Origin of the sequence: Sphingobacterium sp. UBA1498 (assembly GCF_002325125.1) — a bacterium.
Classification (GTDB): Bacteria; Bacteroidota; Bacteroidia; order Sphingobacteriales; family Sphingobacteriaceae; genus Sphingobacterium.
On record NZ_DCRG01000005.1, the window covers coordinates 40,441 to 60,776 of the forward strand.

Here is a 20,336-nt window from a genome sequence, read left to right on the forward strand (position 1 = left end):
AATAAACAATTTATAATTAAAATCCCCGGTCAGCTTGAAAACAATCTACTGGGTTAAAACAATCTATTGGGCTTATATGTTCAAGGAAAAATGATTTCTATGAAAAAAAAGGACGGTTTATTCACCAGCAATAGCATGACATCAGATATCAAGGCCAGCCAAAAGGCGGCTGATCTTATTCAGCACGGCGTAGATCCAGATCATATTATCTTTACCTGTGACGGTTCAAGCCGTCGCCCATTCTCCACAGAAATTCAATCTGTCAGCCCTTATATCTCCGAGACGAGCAATGAAGAATTTGTACGCATCCATATGAACCGTGAAGGCTTTTATGATATGCTTCCCGAAGGCCTCTTTCATACCCTACATGCTGGCAGTGAAATTCTTGACGAAGATGTGATGATCCAGGATGTTCGAAACAAGCGTCGCCAGGAGCAAAATGCCCGTCAGTTCTTCGCTCCATTCGAAAACGAACTGTTCTATTTACGGACGCAACTGGATCAATATGAAAGCCGTCTTGATATGCAGACAACGTATCAGGATATGAGCAACCTACTACTCTCCAATTTTCCCGAACTACACCGCCTGAGCCCGCGCCAGCGTGTGATCTGGATGCATTTTATCCCTGAAATCCACAATCATAAAAACGATATGGCTTATGCTCAACAGCTGTTGCGCAACCTGCTCAACATGCCCATTGAAATCCATCGTGCAACACATGACCGCAAAATCGACTGGCAAGAAATCGGGCTTCCACCCAGTACATTGGGCTATTGCCAGCTCGGAGTCGACAGTTTGACCACGATGAACTTTGAGCGCAATGAGAGCTATCTTAACATCACAATAGGGCCGTCTTATCCCCAACTTTTAAAGAACTATCTGCCCAACGCCAAAGACGAATATATCATTCATCTGGTGCTGGACAACCTTTTCCCGGCTCATTTAAACCGACAATTGCGCTATGACCTCCTTCCAGAGGTGAAACATAGCTATTTAAGCGATGAGCAGGGCAACAACCACACTGTATTGGGACACACCTCATACCTGTAGTCAATATACTGTAGTCGACATAACTGTAGTCTACTTCATTGTAGCCTACGCGACGGGCCAGCCTACTTGCTATACAACAACTTATAGCGTCTTCAGTAGCAGACGATAGTGCACCTCCATGCTGCTGCGCACCTGTAGCTTACTCATCACCTGTTCCAATAACTCATTCCACTCGGAGTCTTCCAGATCAAAGCTTCCATCAGGCTCCACGTAGATATCAGTAGTTTTCTGAAACCCTTTTCTTGGATCGGCATCCATCATTACTCCAGACTTAATTTCAATACGTTTAACCACCTGTCCGAGTTCCAGTTTAATGAAATTGATAATATCATTCTTACTAACGATGCGATCTCCGGTGGTCACATTGTATTTAAAAGCTTGCAAACTATCCCTTCGGTTGAGACGCGAACGTCCGCCTCTACTTGTGGTAAGAAACACAAGCTGTTCATAATTTTTTACCGCACCCAACTGGATCTGCAAAGGCGTACCGACAGCAATGCCGTTCGCTAGCTCCGCTTGGGTCATCCACATCTTTGTAAAAAGAAGGTCGCCATCATTTTTTGGATTCATCACAATGTATTGCTTGAAATCATTCTGCCGGAGATGCAGGGCCTTTCCCTTCTGCTGTATCATTGCTAAGTTTTTGTCCAACTCACGCAATATAGCATTCAAGAAATCAGCATTATAAGATGCAAAAGCAGCTTTTTCATCCCGTATCAGTTCAAACAGGTAATCCAGCAAATCTTTGGCAGTGCGATTATCAAGCCTTTCGACTCCACCCTGCCGCACGGTGTAAAACCCTGCTTCGGCGTGTACACCAGATCTGTTGTAAGGCACTTCACTATATTTTTCCCCCTCCTGATCCAATACCTCTTCCACCGTCAGTAGTTGTTCAAGCTGTGCGGTTTCGATACCAACAATGTTTTTAAGGGCTTTCACCCGATGCTTACCTTCGACCAAGCGCTTATTGACAACGGGAAATGCATTTATTTGTACATGGAGTTCATCAAGCAGCTGCACCGGCATGGAAGTCGGCATGTCAATACGAATCCAATCCAGATCCTGCTCGAGGTGATCCGTCATCTGCTGTTCAAAATGCGCTACAATTTCCTCCGGTAGCGAACTAGTTTTCCCAAAACAAGCCGCATCCGGCTCATCGTCCAAGGTCAGAAAATGCTGCTGATAATAGCCCTCTATGTCCTGACTTAAGTTAAAGAGGTAATTTTTTCGGTCAAACAGTTCATCCACTAAGCGATCCGACCGTTTTAAAAATCTATTTTGATGGTGTTTTATGGGAATTCCATTCAGGTGCCATTTTCCAAGGTTTAGCACTTTGTAGATCTCCCGGTTGACCTGATAATTGCCCCAGTCGAAATAGAAATTTAAACCCGCAAAGGCTTTCCTACGGTCGTACTCCAAACATTTTATACCCAGAAAGATGGAATGCCCAGTATTGATGTGCAGCGATTTTCCTAATGAACGTTTTACATTGGGCTGTATTTCAAACAGGTGCATAGGGGTAGCCATATAACGGATCTTTCCATGAAATAGATGCACTTCTTCCAAACTGGAAAAATTCATTTCCACCATTTTTTCCTCTTTTGAAGCGCCTACAGAAGAAATTTTTTTCTTCATGTTCATATGCAGGTAAGGGCTTATACGCGCCTCAGCTTCACTAGGTTGGTACAGCAAGATCGCATGAGCTGGTAGTGGCGCTACCAGATAGTCCGGTGCCAAGAGACGACCGATCTTATCAAAAATCCGATTCTCAAAATCGCGCACATCATTCGACACCTGAAAGATCTCACTGCTCAGCACTTCCATCAATAAAAGGACCACCGGATCAAAGTCAAATACCTTTTGGATTCCCCAAAGCTCCTGGGCCTTCTTAATGATCCTATTGCGAATCTCTTCCTTACTGGAGTAAAAAATATCGTTCATCTGCTCTTTGCTCACTACTTAGCTAAAGGACTTAAAAATAACGAAGTACTGAATGCATAGCGCTCCCCAGTCTCCACCATCTTACCCTCCACATAAATCATTACTTTCTTTTTGATCTCCGCTACCTTCCGCTTTGGAAAGAATGTTTCCACTTCAGAAATATTGACCTTGACCGCCACCTGTGCGATGCGCCACTCATAACGCGTAATGCAATCGAGCAGTGATTTTCTAAACTTTTCTTCCCATAGACTCTCGCTGACGATCAATTCAAAATCCAGGTCCCAAATGGCACATCCAAAATCGGCGTTAAAGCGGTGCTCTCCCTTTCGGGTAAATATGATCAGCTCCAAATAGTTTGAAATGGATTTACCCAGATCAGACTCTTTCAACCGCTGATTCTCCACTGGGAGGTTTAACTGTAAAGGTTTATCCAGGTAAAATTCCATATAAACTCATTTATTGCTGATTGTACTCACTAGCCCATGTTGTGCTTTCATCTTCCCCCTTGTAGCCATCCAATTTGACCATAAAACTTTTGGCAGGAAAGAATGGAGTAATATGGATATCAAGATGAATTTTATCTTTTTGCTGATCATCACGTTCAAATCGCATGATTTTGAAGCGCTCAATCAATCTATCTGGTCCTTGAATACTGTCCAAAAATTTTACAATCTGCGCACGCAAATCTTTTTCCGTCTTGGTCGTCCAATTTTCAAACGCTCTGCGGTTCAGAAAATCAAAGAGGACTTTGGTCACATAATCAAATACACGCACCACAGAGTAAGTCTGCAAGCCAATATTATCACCATTAAATAACGTTTTGGCGGAGAATGCCATCACCTTTCCATATTCATTCACCATTGGAACCAATCCAATACGTTCGAGATGCGAAATTTCACTTTTCTTAAGGTCAAACTTTACGCCATCAACCTCATTGATTGTACCGTGTTTCTTTCCTGCGGTTACCTGCGACATCAATGTATAATACATTTTTCCCGCCAGCGCAGCAGAGCCCGGTACAGTCAGATCTTCCTCCTCGCCTACAGTGGTATTTTTCTCCCGTCCAATCAACCAGTTGGTCGTCATGATGACGTTGGATTTATACGCTTCCGCGCTGGTGTAATTACCAGATGTGAAGAGGTCAATCACATCATCCGGCTGTTCGAGATCCGCAAAATCGGTGACGAGCATCGCTTTATTCGCATTGGCAATTTTCGCCCATCGATCCAATACCTTGTTGGATCCTAGATAGCCTGGCAACACCAATAGCGAATAGTTGTCGCGCAGGTCGAGCCTATCATAATTCTGTTTAAACTCTTCAGACACATATTCGATAAAACGCGGGTTGTCCAGGTCTGTCAGCTGGTCCATACTGGCATTCATGAGGACCACATTGTCCACTTTATCAGCTTCTGTGTTCTTATAGAACAAGTGGACAGAGCGATAAGCCTGCTCCAGCTCACGGGTTGCTTCCAAAGCCGTTCCCAAATTGCGGTTCAATGTCTCTTCGGCTACCTTCAGCTTTTCAGCGCTTTTATCCACCATAGAAGCAACGGAATCCGAATTTTCCAACAGATCTACCCAAAGTTCCATCTTCTTCTTAAGTTGTTCACGTTCCTTCTTTTTTTGGTCATCGCTCAAAAAAATCTGCTTGCGTGCTTTACGTTCCGGATTTAAATTTTGGATACCATCCACCGATGCTTCCAATAGATCAAAGCCCCCCACACGCACCAGCTTATCCAAACTTTCTTGCAAGCTTTCGGTAGCTGCACGATCCTTTACCTCTTTATATCCGGCAGCGCTACCCGCTTGTGCCGCCTTTTCTTCTTGTGTATTTGCCATAGGTCCTATTTATTAGCTTCTAATTCAGCGATAAAATTTTTCAGCACATTGATAAATGCAGCCTTTGTTTCGGCATTCTCAATGGCAGATTTCAAAGTTTTATTCGATTTCAGCTGTTTAATCACACTTGCAGAAAGATCTTTTTGAACACTTAGATTAGACAAAAAATCACTTTGCATCGTTAGATTCTTTGCTGAAAAATCCCCCAGATTTTGAAATTTCAGCTGTTCATGAACGCTGCTACCGTCTTCATCTTCAAAGGATACGCCCACACTTGGCTTGAAATGCGCAAATACATCCTCCACTTTCTTTAGTCCTTCTACTTTCTCTGGACGCAAAGGTTCATTATCGGTCAATTTCTGAATAAACATCGTTTTATTGAACGAGATGTCCACAATGGATTCCGAAGTCTCAACTTTCCTTTCGTTTCCACCAATTTCGTACTCAAACATATATCTAAAAATTAAGTTTATACTCTAATTAATTTGTCCTATTCTAATTACAATATACTAAAATATCAACAGAATACCGCCAGCCAACGCGTTAGTACACTGTATTAAAACAACATACAGCTATTTCTGTTTTATTTCCCATGTGAGAATTTCCTGACTTGCATCCCAGCCGACCGTCAGTATGTCCCATTTATTCAACTCGCCTGCAATAAGCATTTTTGAAATCGGACGCCGCAGTTCATTGCGAATACCTGCGGCCAGCTGCCTTGCACCGTATTTGGGCGTAAAGCCCTTCATCGCAATAGCTTGCTTGGCTTCGGCAGTTACGAGCAGATCAACCCCCTGCTTGTCGAGCAGCTGAATGAGCTGTTGGAGTTGAATATCAAAGATTTTAACGACATTATCTTTAGATATTGGCGCGAAAGGCACAATTTCAGCAATACGCGCCAAAAACTCAGGCCTAAAATGGGCGGTCATGATTTCCATCAACTGATTATGCGTTGGGAAGCCCTTACCCGCATCGATTTGTCCAGCAATCCACTCACTCCCAATGTTAGAAGTAAATAAAATCAGGGAATTGCTAAAATCACCAGCTTTTCCTAAGCGGTCGTGCATCATGCCTTCGTCCAGTATCTGTAAGAATGTATCAAATACCGAAGGATGTGCTTTTTCGATTTCGTCAAAAAGCAAAACCGAATAAGGTTGCTGTCTGATTTTGTTGACCAGCAGTCCACCTTCCTCATACCCTACATAACCCGGCGGAGCTCCATAGAGCAATGCCGCACTATGTTCCTCCTTAAATTCCGACATATCAAAGCGGATCATTGCTTTCTCATCATTGAATAGAAACTCGGCTATGGATTTTGCAAGTTCTGTTTTCCCGGTACCTGTAGGTCCCAAAAGGAAGAAAGAGCCAATGGGCTGGCCTTTTTTATTCAAACCACTTCTCGACTCCAGTATGGCCTCCGACACTGCTTTGATAGCCTGATCCTGCCCTACGACACGCTTCTGTAGGTAACTTTCAATCTGCAGCAGCTTTTCTTTTTCTCCGGCCTGTAGTTTTCCCATCGGAATTCCAGTTTTATGCGCCATCACCGCAACAACATCCTGCTTGGTGAGCGTATCGGACAACTGTTCCGCATGCATTTTCAACTGTGGTATGATGTGTACAAGAAAGTCAGCATAGTGTTGAGCAGATTCCAGGTCTTCATAACGTTCCTCTTCATTTAACATTCCCAAGAGAATGGGGCTCAACCTATTAAACAGCGCTTCAGTAAGCCACTTATATGCATCAAACTGCTCCCGCTCGCTCTTCTGTTGCAGTTCAGCTCTGAGATGCTGAAATTCGTCGTCTATCTGCTCAAGGATGCTGAGCGAACCACTTTGCGCAAGCTTTAGTGCCGCCATACTACGGTCCATAAGATCGAATGCCGAATCAGGCAGATGGCGATCCTTTAAGTATCTTTTTGCCAGCGACACTGTTACGGGAAGTGCGGCGCTGTCTACCTTCAATTCATGGTGCTGTTCATACCTATCCAATACCTTTTCAAGCATTTTAATAGCTTTCTCTTCCGTTGGCTCGGCAATTTGCAGCAATTCAAAACGTCTACTGAAGGCCTGTTCAGGCTCAATAATCTTTCGATACTCTTCTAGCGTGGTGGCACCGATTACGGTAATCTCACCACGGGCCAATTCAGGTTTCAGCAAATTTCCCGCGCCAGAACCGATGGGCCCCTTGCTATCCAAAAGCGTATGTATTTCATCAATAAATAAGATCGCCTTATCGAATCGCTTAATTTCTGCGATAATTTTCTTCAGCCGGTCTTCTATCTCACCTTTGTAACTTGCCCCTGCGATGAGAGCTCCGAGGTCAAGCTCAAAAAGTTGTGCTGCCTTGAGCTGTTCAGGCACATGTCCACTCACGATATCGATGGCAAAGCCGTCCACAAGCGCTGTTTTACCCACGCCTGCTTCGCCAGCAATAATTACGTTGGGTTTGTTGCGGCGGCAGAGGATTTCGAGCATCATGCGAATCTCCCGATCGCGACCTACTATCGGATCGGATTTTCCTTCACGCACGAGCTGCAGACGATCAATACAGTACTGATGCAAGGCATTATGCAAGCCGCTTGGCTCGCCGCTCTGGGTGCTACTGCTTTCAGCAGCACCCGATACCGCCTGTGACAGCTGATTTTGATCAATATAAAGATCATAGATCTCCTTTTCTTTGATCGGAAAAGATTTCAACTGATTGACGTCAAAAGCAATACCCGCTTTTGATATGGCAGTCAATACACATATGGGTGTGATAAGATCGAGTCCCAGTTTAATGCGTACCAGGTCGGCTTCGTCCAGCAGCCGCACCACAGCTTCATTCCCTCTGATTTCCTCGGCAGGTGGCACGTTGCTGGATCGCTCCAGTTCATCCATACGCACTTCGGCCCATTCGGAGATGTATTGGTCGTCTTTGTCAATCGATTGTACAAATTGTCTCAAGCCGACATCTTTGTGCATTAAAGCTTTTAACAGATGCGCTGGGCCGAACTGGTTTTGATGGTATTCTTCCGCCAAGGCCTGTGCAATATGAATTGCCAATTTTACAGATTCACTAAAATTACTAATCGTCATTAATTTGCCGTTTGAATGGTGTTCATATTAAAAAAGCTGCCACGTACCCGGTAATATTGCTCGCCGTTGGAGAAGAATTTACCTTGATTTTGAGCATAAGTGCGCGTCATGGCCATCACCTTCTGTAAATAGACGATGTACTCTTCGAATGACGGTAGCGACATCTCTTTCTTATTTTTTAATGCTTCCACTTTCATGTCGGTAAATGTATTGTGGAGCAATGGAATACCCAACATGACGGAGAAGTACTTTCCTAATGTCCATTTGTCTACATCACGGGCAGAATACATCGGCCATTTTTTCTTATATTCGTCGATATAGTTATCATATAGTTTTTTACGGAAAGAATTGTCATCCTTCACTAAGTTATCTCCACTCATAACCGACAGCATACTGCTGAATTCGTTGAACTCGCCTGCGTTCAGGATCAAATCAAAATCGAGCCCTTTGGTAAGCTGATATTGTAAATCCGGACTGAATTTCAGGGTAGACGCAAATTTGAATGCATTGTGCGGCATCCCTTCACCGACATCCCTATTGAATTTTCCTCCTAATAATTTGGCCACGGTCGGATTAACATTCGCATTTTCAATACCAGTCAGTCTAAAAGCACTATCTAAGCTATGGATATGCGAGCGTATATCCTGCCGGGTTTCGTCCATAAAACGATAGAATGCTACATTGAAACTTTTATTATTTAATGCCGAACCCCTTGTTGGGAACACCACACCACCCTGAATAAGGCTATTTTTCGGAAAATCAAGGTAGTAGGAAATCGAATCTGTCAAGTTAAAATCATAAGACTGATTACCGAAAGCTTCTCCACGTACCAATTGAAATTTTCGCCTTTCAGCCGCATAATAGGCTTCACTGGAGACCAGCTTTCGAGATTGAACAATAAAATCGTTAAATGTTGTTGGTGTGCTATTGTAAGCTTGTAAGATCACCATTCGACCCTCTACATCGGCTACACGGCGTGCTATTGAAGACAGTTGACTGTTGTTTGCGCCCCCTAAATTGCCGGTAGCACCAACAATCACGAAAAGATTTGTTTGCTGCGCCACATCCTTAACCAAGTTGGTGGCCTGTGCGATCCCATCAAAAAGGGGCTGCTCCGCATTTCCACGATCACATTCGCTGGTTATTTTGGATTGGTCACGTAAAAATCCCACCAGCTTACGAAAATCATCGGTCAGCTCCAACGAGGCGCTTCTTCCACCGCATGACGATGGGTTGCGGAACACCACACTTCCATATTTTACATTCTGCTTGTTAAAGACCTGTTCGACACTATTTTCAAACCCTAGAATGGTATTGGTAAGACTGGCAAAATGGTTACGCATGGCATTTCCGCCATCGATTACAAAAATAATATTGACTTTCGACCTGTTTTTGATCAGATTGATTAATCCAGGATAAGTCAGTTCAGCCCCATTAATGGTAAGCACCTTGTTATTCGATTTATTGAACACATCAACCGCGTAATGTGTAGCAATGCCCGAATCATCAACGGTGCGCACAGGCAAACCGAGCATGGTGATATTCGCAGTATCTATCAATGGGTCCACCTTATAAGGCTCAAATCCATCGATACGATTCTTATTGATCTTTGCCACCACGGTATCGGCCTGCGGTGATTCGAATGTGTAGGGCGCAAAATACAGGCGATGACCCCAATTTTGTACGACCGATGCTGACACCCAGCCTTTGATATATTTTGCTGCCTCGCGGGGAACAAACTGATCCGCCGACCCAATTAAAAACTGCTTGCCGTCATCAGATTTCTTGAAGATATACACGTAATTATGAAGGGCAACTTTAGATTTCCCATTTTTAAGATCAGGTCCGTCAAAAACAAAAATAGAATCTTTTTTATCGAAATAATACTGTCCATTCAGTAAAGGCTCTACGTCATTGATAATGGTGAGTGCTTTATTGGGAAATCGGGTTGCTACATCGACAAAAGAACGCTGCCAAAGCAATAACTTATCCTTTGCTATCCAACCCACACTTTCCACACGTTTTTTATCTTTCAGCTTAAGCCCGCGTACCATATTATCGCTAAACCGCAGCAGTTTAACATAACCATCCTTCTCTTCAGACACATAAAATGGCTGCATAAAAGAAAGTTTTTCCATCATGAGCGTACCACCCGGCGAAGTGCTGGTATGATTGTCGTTTCTATCCGAAAAAACAATCCAAGGGAGATTAGATTTATCGAAAGATTCTTTGGTCGATGTCGAAGCATTAGGCTCAAGGTACGGAATAGGCAGTCCGACCACAGATCCGCCAAATGAGGTCGCAGACTGCGCGAGGAGGTCATTTGCGCTAAGGGCACCCCACAGCAGGCCCAGGCATAAGGTACAAAACCGAAAAGAGTTAACTATTTTCATACAACGCTTGGCTTTATTTTGATTGTTTAACTTTAATTAAAGTAGGACATTCTTTTGTAGCGTTTGGCGTCGAAGCGCTTTCCACTGTGACTTCATTGATAGTAACCCCTTTTGAAAAAGTGAGTCCCATCAGATACGCGTAAATATCCATCTGCTTTTTCTGCCCATCCATTTCGACATTCACTTTCACTTTTTCGTCCCCACAGAGGTATTTCGATAAGATGTAACTATATTTTGAATTAAAATCGGCTCCATTGGCGATATCCTGAATTTTTTCTTTTAGATCGTTAAGAGCATCCTGCGCTCCTTTGCCCGGGGTCACCAGCTGATTAATGTCTGCTGCTGGGTCAACAATACGGATGTTGTGTGTAGCAAATTTCGAACTTTTATCCGAGCGCAGCCGCACCTGATAAACACCAGGTTTCGTATAGGTATACAAAGCCGATTTACCGATTGCATCCACCTTTCCGGTTTCACCAAACCACCATTCGAATATTTCACCAGGGCCATTTGCTTCCAAACGGATCTCTTCGAGCACGATACCGTTTGTAGAACCACTGATAAACAATGTGGTATCCTGTGCAATCGAATGCACCACACTGTCTTTTACCGAAACGAAAAACTGTTCACGCAAATTCTCATTCACGGTAAGTCTGACCACATAAGACCCAACCTTATTAAAGCGGTAAGTACCTTGCTGCTTTGTCGACTTATCGCCGTTTCCAAATTCCCAGAGCCATTTTTTAGCGCCATTGGTGTTGTCGGCATAAATCAGATCTTCATTTAGGTAGATTTCAGTTTTATTAATTTTGGCGCTAATCTTCTCTTCCGATCGCGTATAGACCTTGAAGAAATAAATCAACCCTGCTAAAAGAGCGACGACCAAAAAGATAATGATAAACAAGTAAATACGAGGGTTGCTTTTTGAGACATTCCTTTCGTCGCCCTCTTCAATAAAATTCCTATCCATTTAGTTACAATTGATTAATTAAAAAATGACTTTCAAAATTTGCAATTAGCGTGAATTCATCATATTGATCGTTTGCTGCAATTGTTTCCGGTTCACAATGCAGTCGTCGAGATTTTTGGAAATGCGCTCGATATCATTGAGATTACCTTTCAACTCCCGCCTGTCGACGTAATAATTCTCGTAAAACAATGCCCCTTGTGCAAAAATACTATATCGACTGTCGAAGCTATTTTGTGCGTACAAAGCATTAATGTCCGAGAAGGTCTTTTTAATATCATTTTCAATAAAAACGGCCTGTACGGTCGGATCAAATCTTTTGATCTGTGCCGAAGCGCTATCAACATATTTTAAAGCCAAATTAGCTGATTCCTCAAACTTTTGATCGTCACGTATACGGAGGGCAAGATCTTCTTTAGAGATGGCAAATCGCGGACCGTCGCTGTAAAATAAAACGTACCCCAATAATGTCATTGCCAATACAAACGCGGCCACCAGCAGCAAAAAATGTTCACGTCGTTCGACTAAGCTTAGTTTAATCATACTTTATCTTCCTACTATAGAACCTTGGTTTACAACTTTGTTAATCTGATTATTCATGGTAATACAACTTTGAAGCTGCATTCGTTTGCTTTCAATGACGTTTTTAGTGGAAAATAAAGAATCCTGTAGGCGCGATACCAATAGGATATCTTTATTCAATCTGCGATAAAGCTTTAGGCTTGCTCTGCTGCTATCCACTTTCAGGCCATCGATGACTCTTCCGATATGTCCCGATCCTTTTGCAATTTCATTTTGGAGCACCCGCTTTCGTGCTACGGCAGACATATCGGCATCACCTTGACCAATATCTCTGAAATATTGATTGATCTGCGCAAATTGTCTATTGATATCCGTGCGGGCGTTCATTAAATTTTCCACTTCTTCATATTGCTCTTTTAAGATCACATATTCTTTTTCAGAAGCTTTTAAATAGAGGAATAAGCTGGATAATGCTATCAGCAGTAGGAAGGTGAATGAAATGATAAATTTGCGGTATGCCGCATTTATCTCTTTTTGGTTTATAGGCTTCATGGATCACAATTTATTCTAAAATCACATTACTTCACAATTTGGATAATTAATAAAACTACACGAGGATAAGATAATCTTAATGACAAGACCATCCTTTCCATTGGGGTATTCAAACTAGCACGATAGTTAAATTACCCACGATCATAAAAAGCAAAAAACAGGCCACAAATCTTTAAACTATTGGGTTTAATCGGATTATCGTTACAGCACTAGGGTTTACTTTCCGTTTCACAAGCGTGTCGCTGTACGCATTCTATATGAGCTAATGGAAAAAATACGCAATAAAACACTCATTTTCAACAATCTATTTATAATAAGATTTTACATTTGCTATCAGCTATGTTTATAACTCTTTGACAGGCAATTCCTCTTAATTCAATATTAAGTTTATATTAATTAGATAACGTATTAACTGCCTTACTAGTTTTCATTGCCTCTTTAGTAAAGTGTTTTAAAAGGGTTACGCCTACCTATTTTCTTTACCAAATTTCAAATGTATCTTTTCCTTTCGGTAGATAAAGTAGTATCCGCAGAAAGCGCACACGTACCCCACCCTCTTCGGCATTATATTTTCCCCAGATGGAAGACCTTCCCTGAAGTCTTGTATCCATTGAGGTATGCTCCAAACATACCAGCTTTCCATTTCCATAGATTTTCATCGCATAATCCGCTAATGGCTCAATCTTAAAAGATGGAGTATTAAAATAGAATAAATCATCATTACCATTTTCTTTCAAATGCTCGGATGTATAGTACGCTGACTGTAATTGCCGCATATCACTATTGAACACCAGTGAAAAGTACTGATCTTTGTTCTTATCGCTTATTAATTTTCCCAAATAGCGGTAGGCCTCCACTGTCTTCTTTTCTAATAGTTCTTTATCCATAAATTTTAAGTCAACAGCTGTTTCTAGCGATGGCGATTGTTCGTAGGGTACGTTGGCATCAAATTCTAAAGTGTATTCGTAAAATCAAATTAGTTTAGCATTTGCTATCGCTATATTTGCATTAATAATGGTTATTATACCAATCAAAGGATCGCACACTTATAAATTGTTTTGCAAATTTTTCATCTGGATCTAAAATAGTCAGTTCCGTCACTTTCGCTCCACCGTCGCTGTGCTGTAAAACAAAATAACTTTTTTTATTGTCGCTCTTTTCCCAAACCATAAAGTTTTGCTTGGGATAATTAGCGCTAGAGATTGCGTTTCCATTTTCGTCAACCCCCATTCCATTGTCCTTGTCTGTATTCTGTTCAAAACTTGGTTTTCCGAAACTACGATTTAATGCTACCAATAAAGATTTCCCAATCTTTTCATCACTAATTTTGACTTCAACGAATTTCAAGACAGCAGAGCCTTTTTCAAAATGAAAAATTATTTCAGTTGGATGTTCTGACGAACTCAAAATTACATTATCGAATGTGAAAACAGCATTTGCATTGTACCCAACCGCTTGTAACCCACTCATGGTTTCATATTTCTTCCCATTTGATTTCAGCGTGGATCCATCTGAATTTTTAATATCTTCAAACGGCTCTAACAATTTTATATCAATTAGATCTACTACTTTCAAATCTGTTCTTTCGGGTATACTAACGTTAGTTTTATTCGTGGTGTCTAGAACTCCTTTCGATTGGTTGCTCGAAGGTTTACACGATAACGTTAGCACTAACACGAGAAATAATGCACCTATAAACTTTAGTTGTTTCATCGTTTATTATTATAATTTTCCATCAATTATCCTTTTTTAGCACCGTGATTAAAGACTCTGCAGTCGAAAATTTTTAGATATTTATAGGTCGAAAAGATTACATCACCTAATTTTAATCCTTCCCTTAACATATCCATTACGTCTACCTATTTTTCTTTACCAAATTTCAAAGGAGTCTTTTCCTTTAGGGATGTATAAATACAGGCTTAAAAAACGCGCAAAGGTACCACCTGTATCTCCTTTATACTTACCCCAAATCGCAGAACCACCCCGGAGGCGTAAGTCCAATGAACTATGCTCCAGGCAAACGAGCTTCCCATCTCCATAAAGTTTTAAGGTAAAATCCTTTATAGGCTCGACTTTAAAAGTAGGGTTGTCAAAATAAAACATATCTTCATTCCCACCTTCACGGACATCATTTTCATCCTGATATAAGCTTACAATCTGCCTCACATCACTATTAAAAACTAGTGCACTATAGACATCTTTATTTTTATTTGCTATCAAATCCCTAAAATAGTTATAAGCTTCAAGTGTTTTCTCTTCAAGCACATCTTTCGGTAATTTGCTTAAATCCGTTGCGTTAGCTAGCGCAGGGACTTCATACGGTACTGAAGCATCGAAAGTAACTGTATACTCATAGTATGGTAAACCTGCTCCTATAAAGGTTTTACCATCTTCTTTTTTTAAATTAGCATGGTCTATCAACTGAACTTGGTGATCAAAACCAGCAACTGTATCCCTATTATCTCTCGAGAAAAGTGTCAAATTAAATCGGGTAAACGGTGTCAATTGTTGAAACCCTTCGCCATGTTCACGTTCCGTCTGCGGGTAGAGACGATAAGTTATTTTCTGTTTTCCGGATTTAGCTATATAATTATTCAAAGTTATGGGCGACATAATACCACCATCCTGAAAATATTGAAATGCTGGGATATCATTCACAAGGATTTCGAAAAAACACTGCTCGTGATCGATGTAAATGTAGTATAAAGGCTGTATCGGAAAATGCTTGATCATCTTTTCTTTGACGGACAGGGCATTACCCACCGAAACAGTCGTCGGATTTGATTCTGTAATTGGTGGGCGGGCAATTTTCTCACCAGTACCGACACAAGATATTTCCAGCATGATGGTAAGCAACATAGAAAAACTGAAATTAGTGCTATAATAATTTTTACCCATAATTTTAAACTACCAAAAATTGACGACTAAAAAATACTCAACGTTTTATTCGTATTTTCACAGAGCCAGAGGTCAATGATAAGTTCTTCCTATGTTTTTTTATTTTCCAAAACCATGGCGGAGATACAATTTTGATCCAGTTCCATCATCTTAAATCCAGCTTCAATATCAGCTTTGATTGAATCAATTCCAATTTCCGGTATTGACGTCAACAGCCTTTACCTGATAATGAAAATTCGCCTGTGGATGGAGCGTTTGCTCACCATCTAATGGTAACGCCCTTATTTCAAGCTGCTGTTCTCCGCTTCCAAATCTCCCACCATTTAGCGGTATTTCAGATACAACAATACCTTCAATATTCAACATAAAAACCGCAAAATTATTTACCTTATTTTGAAATTCGCACATCGTCGCTCCAAAATCCAAGTTGTAATATGATTTTTGCATACCTTCTAATCTTTAGGATATAAGCCATCTATCTGTTGCCAAATCGTAGGGATTGAACTGTCTTTTGAGTCGTCCAGACGAGTCCCTTTCTTCACATAAAAGAAATTTGAATTCAGGAAATCTTTACCATTACCATCAACAGAATGATTCGGATAGTAAAACAACCAGGCATTCAGTGACTTTAAGTCCCACAGATAAACGTCACCTGCAGAATCTTTTCTTTGTTCAAATTCAGGATAATTTTTTTTAAGAGAGGCAATCAATTCCTGAATCTCATCCTGTCTTACTGTTGTATACCTGAAGCCTAAGTATTTCTTGGACGTCCGACTGTCTACATATATTTGTATTCTATTAAAATCTGCTACTGGCCCATTTGGATATTTATAGGTTGAAAGATCTATGTCTGCAATTTTAAAACCATCCAATTGATCTGTTTTATAGGTATAAATCCCATAATTCGGATCTTGAAACTGTTCTAATTTATGTTCGCCGATCAATACAGTTATAGGTTGATCAAAATGCATGGACAATAAATCATTTCTGTTTTGAGAATTACATGATGTAACACCAATAACACATAATAGCATTAATAAATTTATTTTCATAGTTGCATTATTGTGATTCATTATCATAACCATTATGCCTACCTATTTTCTTTACCAAATTTCAAATGTATCTTTTCCTTTCGGTAGGTAAAGTAATATCCGCAGAAAGCGCACACGTACCCCACCCTCTTCCGCATTATATTTTCCCCAGATGGAAGACCTTCCCTGAAGTCTTGTATCCATTGAAGTATGCTCCAAACATACAAGCTTTCCATTTCCATAGATTTTCATCGCATAATCCGCTAATGGCTCGATCTTAAAAGATGGAGTATTAAAATAAAATAAATCATCATTACCATTTTCTTTCAAATGCTCGGATGTATAGTACTCTGATTGTAATTGCCGCATATCACTATTGAACACCAGTGAAAAGTACTGATCCTTGTTTTTATCGCTTATTAATTTTCCCAAATAGCGGTAGGCCTCCACTGTCTTCTTTTCCAATAGTTCTTTATCCATAGATTTTAAGTCAACAGCTGTTTCGAGCGATGGCGATTGTTCGTACGGTACGTTGGCATCAAATTCTAAGGTGTATTCGTAAAATGGTAAACCTGCTCCAATAAAAGTTTTGCCGTCTTCCTTTTTTAGATTGGGCTGTTCCAATATTTTCATCCGTTTATCAAAACTCGTCAGGGTATCTGCGTTATCCCGAGAATAAAGTGTTAAATTAAATCGGGTATAAGGTGTTAAAGTCTCAAATCCTTCCCCATTTTCGCGTGACGTCTGTGGGTAAAGGCGATAAGTGATTTTCTGCTTGCCCGATTTAGCGATATAATTGTTTAAAATCACAGGAGACATAATCCCACCATCCTGAAAATAACGAAATGCCGGAATATCATTGACCAATATCTCGAAAAAACACTGCTCATGATCCATGTAGACATAGTATAAAGGTTCTTTCGGAAAATGTTTAATCAATTTTTCTTTTACGGACAAGGCATTATCAGCCGTAATCACCGTTGGATTGGATTCGGTTATGGGTGCTGTAATCATATTATTAACTGTATTTTGGCATGACAAAGTCACAAGGAGGATTAATATAAACAAGTTCTTCATGTTATAAAAATTGAATTTTTGGCATTTTAAATGTGTGTTCACCAAACAAATTAAATTCAGTATTGATGAGATTAGCCTTTTTATTGGCAACATCCCATGTGTCATCATCTCCACGATTGGAATCCACACCCAACTGCACACTGCCTTTAATACCCGAAAAATAAATCGTATCTTGGTAATAAAGCCCCTCGCGATCGCCTGCACTCCAAGTGCGTGTATGATTAAAATGAGATTCCATACTTGCAGAAAGAAAAGCATCGATACGGGTAGCGAAATTCCCAAAATAACGCTGGGCAGAAAAAGGATCTATAGGTACGCAGCCGACCAAGTAAACTCTACCTTTTGCTTCTAATTCGCCTTTCATTTTAATGGAAGATTCACCGATCGACTTACCGGCACTGTTATTAAAACCAGAAACGAGCTGATTTTTCACCTCGACCTTGCCATCATATTGCTCGTAGCTAGCAGGTGCGGACACTTTTAGCTGGTATTCCTGTTTAATTTCTCCTGAAAAGAAAATACTGATTTTAGCGTCTACACCTGCTTCATCTAATAATGTCTGAAATCCTTCACCTATACCATCCGTTAGTTTACCAGCTAATTTATTTCGAGCAGTTTTTTTCAAATTATCTTTTAACAAATCATCGCGATTTATTTTTTCTTTTTCTAAAGAATCGGCTAGATCTTTATCATTTTGTATAAAGGAGTTTGCCAATAAATCTTTTAATTCCAATTTCTTAGCAAACTTTATTCCGATCACAGGGTCTGCTTTGATATTAAATTGTGTGACAAAATGAACAATTTTGTTCACTTTTTCGAGGTATGAGCCATAGGTAAATGCAACTTTCGGAAATATAAAATCAAATCCGAGGTCGGTGACTTTCTTTCCGGCATCTTGCACCTTCTTAATTCCCTTAGCCAATTTTTTAAGCTTTGGAAGTTTTGTCGCTGCAGATTCTCCCATTGTCAATACCGCTATAATTATTTCGACAATCATAACCAAAATGGTGAGCGTCAATATCCCTTTTTCAACCAGATCCTGATTACCTTGCGCATAGCTTTCTTCTTTCCCAAATTTACCTCCGCTAAAGTTCCATTTTTTTCCATAGCCTAAACCGTACATCTCAGCCTCGGACTTAAAGTACTCGATCACCAATTTCAAAAGTTCACCATGCAGGGGTCCCATCATTGGAAAATACGCCAGCACCTTAAGATAGAGATCGATATACGGCTGTGCCTTTTCCATCAACCCCGCTACACCGCGAACAATCGGCGTATCCACTGCAGTCCCGCGGCAGTTCAAAGGATATTTCCCGGTATAATCATATACTGCGTGTATAATCCATACCGCGTCCGTAAATGCATTTACGACAACAGTAGTCTGCGATTTGTCTGGAAAATAAGCACAGGAATTGATGCGTAATTCATACCGATTTGGAGTCAATGCGATCTGAGTAGGAAACATACCTGCTTCAAACGAAAACACTTTTATATTCAGCTTTTCACCTAAAATACTGATATCCTTAACCGCTTCGCGGCTTTGATTGACGTTGACTAATTCAAGGTATTTGGCTTTATTCTTATCATGCTTTTTATCGCCCTTAAATAAGCATCCCGCCGTATCGAAGCCTTTTATATAAATAGACAGATCGGTCTGCTGCTCCATATTAGGGAGAATAGTATTATAAAAAATACGTTTGAGATTTTTCAGATCAAAGGAAATCGCCGTCTTACGGTTAATTTTATGTATCGGGCGGTCTTCATTCGTCAAATACTGGAACTGTTTGGCTTTTGATTCACCATACGAACCTACTGTCAAACGATTGCTTACTCCATTGGTATACAGGTAGCTCAAGATGCGGTTAGCACGCTTATCGGTTAAGTTTTGATTATATTCATGGGTATTACGTATATCTGCAAAGGACTCAACCTTCGCGGATATCTGGGGATTATTTTTTAAGAATTTTACAATATTATTCAATATAGCTTTTGATTCCTGCGGCACTTCATACTGATCCGTGCCGTAAAAAAGATCAAATGAAAAGCGATAATTCTTTTCCGCTACAGCGAAAGTCTTCGGGTCTTTCTCGTTAAATAAAATCGTCACCTTTTCGCGATCATGAACACTGATTGTCTGAAATTTACAGTGGTCATTCTTCTGCGGCTTGGCTTCATTCTCATTTACTGTGACAACTTTATTGGTCTTTGGCATCACGGGTTCTAGCCAAACGCCGACCTGGTTGAGAATATACAGATGTACTGCATGCCGTATATCTTCTTTAGGTGTGGTATCTTTAATATATCCCTTCTGCCCTTTAACCCTGATCATAATGTAAAAGCGTTCTTTGGGTTTCTTAAATCCCATTTTTGTTTTCCATCGCATGGTTTCCGAAGCAGCAATCTCCAGATTTAACTCGCCATTTTTTACAGTTCGTGTGTAGGTACCTACGAGCTGATCATCGGTGGCTGAAAACAGGTTTGCCTCACAATTATAAATCTCCACGATACATTCATAATCATTGACACCTTCCATAACAAGATTGAGCAGTAGCGGACGGTTGAATTGTGTGGGATTGCCATTATGAATCTGTAGATTGTTGCTCGGTGTGTTTTCCTTCCAATAGGATTTCACCACGCGATAGGGCGCGTAAGCGCGAACAAATACCCCAGTAATTTCCTTATCTTTAAAGCCGGTTAAACTCGCTTCCAAATAAAACCGCGTACCCCCCGCCAAGCTCTTTGGAATTGATAAACTATAGTCGTTGAATTTTTTCTTTTGCTTAAAATAATCCACACCTCTATTTTCCGATTGCCTGATCCAGAATACTTCACCTTTTTTTTCGGCTTCAGATGTTCCCGGAAACCATTCTGCTACCTGAAACTTGATAGCTGTAGCGGCGGGTATCACAATGACCGAACTGTTCTTGCTTATTAGCGGAGTTCCGGGGAGTACATCAATTCTCTTTACACCTTTCTTTGCCAT

17 protein-coding genes are annotated in these 20,336 nt (G+C 40.7%); 1 reads left to right on the top strand and 16 read right to left on the bottom strand.

Features of this window, described 5'->3' with window-relative positions; genetic code table 11:
• The first annotated feature begins 99 nt into the window (after positions 1-99).
• The gene (locus B3139_RS05085; RefSeq protein WP_293880432.1) at positions 100-1,050 is read left to right on the top strand and encodes a hypothetical protein; all 951 of its coding nucleotides are present in this window, start codon (positions 100-102) and stop codon (positions 1,048-1,050) included.
• 81 nt (positions 1,051-1,131) lie between these two features.
• Here the strand turns inward: B3139_RS05085 and B3139_RS05090 are convergent, their stop codons facing one another.
• The 16 genes from B3139_RS05090 to B3139_RS05165 all read right to left on the bottom strand — a co-directional run bounded on the left by B3139_RS05090 (position 1,132) and on the right by B3139_RS05165 (position 20,336).
• Positions 1,132-2,991, bottom strand: a complete 1,860-nt coding sequence (locus tag B3139_RS05090) for a hypothetical protein (protein ID WP_293880434.1) — start codon at positions 2,989-2,991, stop codon at positions 1,132-1,134.
• A gap of 14 nt (positions 2,992-3,005) precedes the next feature.
• Positions 3,006-3,437 carry a GPW/gp25 family protein gene (locus tag B3139_RS05095; RefSeq protein ID WP_293880436.1) on the bottom strand — a complete coding sequence of 144 codons (432 nt, stop codon included), beginning with the start codon at positions 3,435-3,437 and terminating at the stop codon, positions 3,006-3,008.
• A 10-nt stretch (positions 3,438-3,447) separates the two neighbouring features.
• Positions 3,448-4,833 (bottom strand): DUF5458 family protein, encoded by a 1,386-nt coding sequence (locus tag B3139_RS05100; RefSeq protein WP_293880438.1) that lies wholly within the window; start codon positions 4,831-4,833, stop codon positions 3,448-3,450.
• Positions 4,834-4,838: 5 nt separating this feature from the next.
• Complete coding sequence (locus B3139_RS05105; RefSeq protein ID WP_293880440.1) at positions 4,839-5,285, bottom strand: hypothetical protein; 447 nt, start codon at positions 5,283-5,285, stop codon at positions 4,839-4,841.
• Positions 5,286-5,405: 120 nt separating this feature from the next.
• Positions 5,406-7,913, bottom strand: coding sequence for an ATP-dependent Clp protease ATP-binding subunit (locus B3139_RS05110; RefSeq protein ID WP_293880442.1), 2,508 nt, complete (start codon positions 7,911-7,913; stop codon positions 5,406-5,408).
• Positions 7,913-10,306, bottom strand: coding sequence for a type VI secretion system protein TssR domain-containing protein (gene tssR, locus B3139_RS05115; protein WP_293880444.1), 2,394 nt, complete (start codon positions 10,304-10,306; stop codon positions 7,913-7,915). Before tssR ends, B3139_RS05110 begins: the two co-directional genes overlap by 1 nt.
• 13 nt (positions 10,307-10,319) lie before the next feature.
• On the bottom strand, positions 10,320-11,276 hold the full coding sequence (locus B3139_RS05120; protein WP_293880446.1) for a PKD domain-containing protein: 957 nt from the start codon (positions 11,274-11,276) through the stop codon (positions 10,320-10,322).
• A gap of 45 nt (positions 11,277-11,321) precedes the next feature.
• Positions 11,322-11,816 carry a type VI secretion system TssO gene (tssO, locus tag B3139_RS05125; RefSeq protein WP_293880448.1) on the bottom strand — a complete coding sequence of 165 codons (495 nt, stop codon included), beginning with the start codon at positions 11,814-11,816 and terminating at the stop codon, positions 11,322-11,324.
• 3 nt (positions 11,817-11,819) lie between these two features.
• Positions 11,820-12,347: a hypothetical protein gene (locus B3139_RS05130; protein ID WP_293880450.1), complete on the bottom strand. Its 528-nt coding sequence runs from the start codon at positions 12,345-12,347 to the stop codon at positions 11,820-11,822.
• Between the two features lie 479 nt (positions 12,348-12,826).
• Positions 12,827-13,234, bottom strand: a complete 408-nt coding sequence (locus tag B3139_RS05135) for a hypothetical protein (RefSeq protein WP_293880452.1) — start codon at positions 13,232-13,234, stop codon at positions 12,827-12,829.
• A 121-nt stretch (positions 13,235-13,355) separates the two neighbouring features.
• Complete coding sequence (locus tag B3139_RS05140; protein WP_293880454.1) at positions 13,356-14,060, bottom strand: hypothetical protein; 705 nt, start codon at positions 14,058-14,060, stop codon at positions 13,356-13,358.
• Positions 14,061-14,216: 156 nt separating this feature from the next.
• Positions 14,217-15,245 carry a hypothetical protein gene (locus B3139_RS05145; RefSeq protein WP_293880456.1) on the bottom strand — a complete coding sequence of 343 codons (1,029 nt, stop codon included), beginning with the start codon at positions 15,243-15,245 and terminating at the stop codon, positions 14,217-14,219.
• Between the two features lie 183 nt (positions 15,246-15,428).
• Positions 15,429-15,692, bottom strand: a complete 264-nt coding sequence (locus tag B3139_RS05150) for a hypothetical protein (RefSeq protein ID WP_293880458.1) — start codon at positions 15,690-15,692, stop codon at positions 15,429-15,431.
• A 5-nt stretch (positions 15,693-15,697) separates the two neighbouring features.
• Positions 15,698-16,297, bottom strand: a complete 600-nt coding sequence (locus B3139_RS05155; RefSeq protein WP_293880460.1) for a hypothetical protein — start codon at positions 16,295-16,297, stop codon at positions 15,698-15,700.
• 51 nt (positions 16,298-16,348) lie between these two features.
• A complete protein-coding gene (locus B3139_RS05160) occupies positions 16,349-17,290 on the bottom strand; it encodes a hypothetical protein (protein ID WP_293880462.1) in 942 nt (313 codons plus the stop codon).
• 64 nt (positions 17,291-17,354) lie between these two features.
• Positions 17,355-20,336, bottom strand: coding sequence for an OmpA family protein (locus B3139_RS05165; RefSeq protein ID WP_293880464.1), 2,982 nt, complete (start codon positions 20,334-20,336; stop codon positions 17,355-17,357).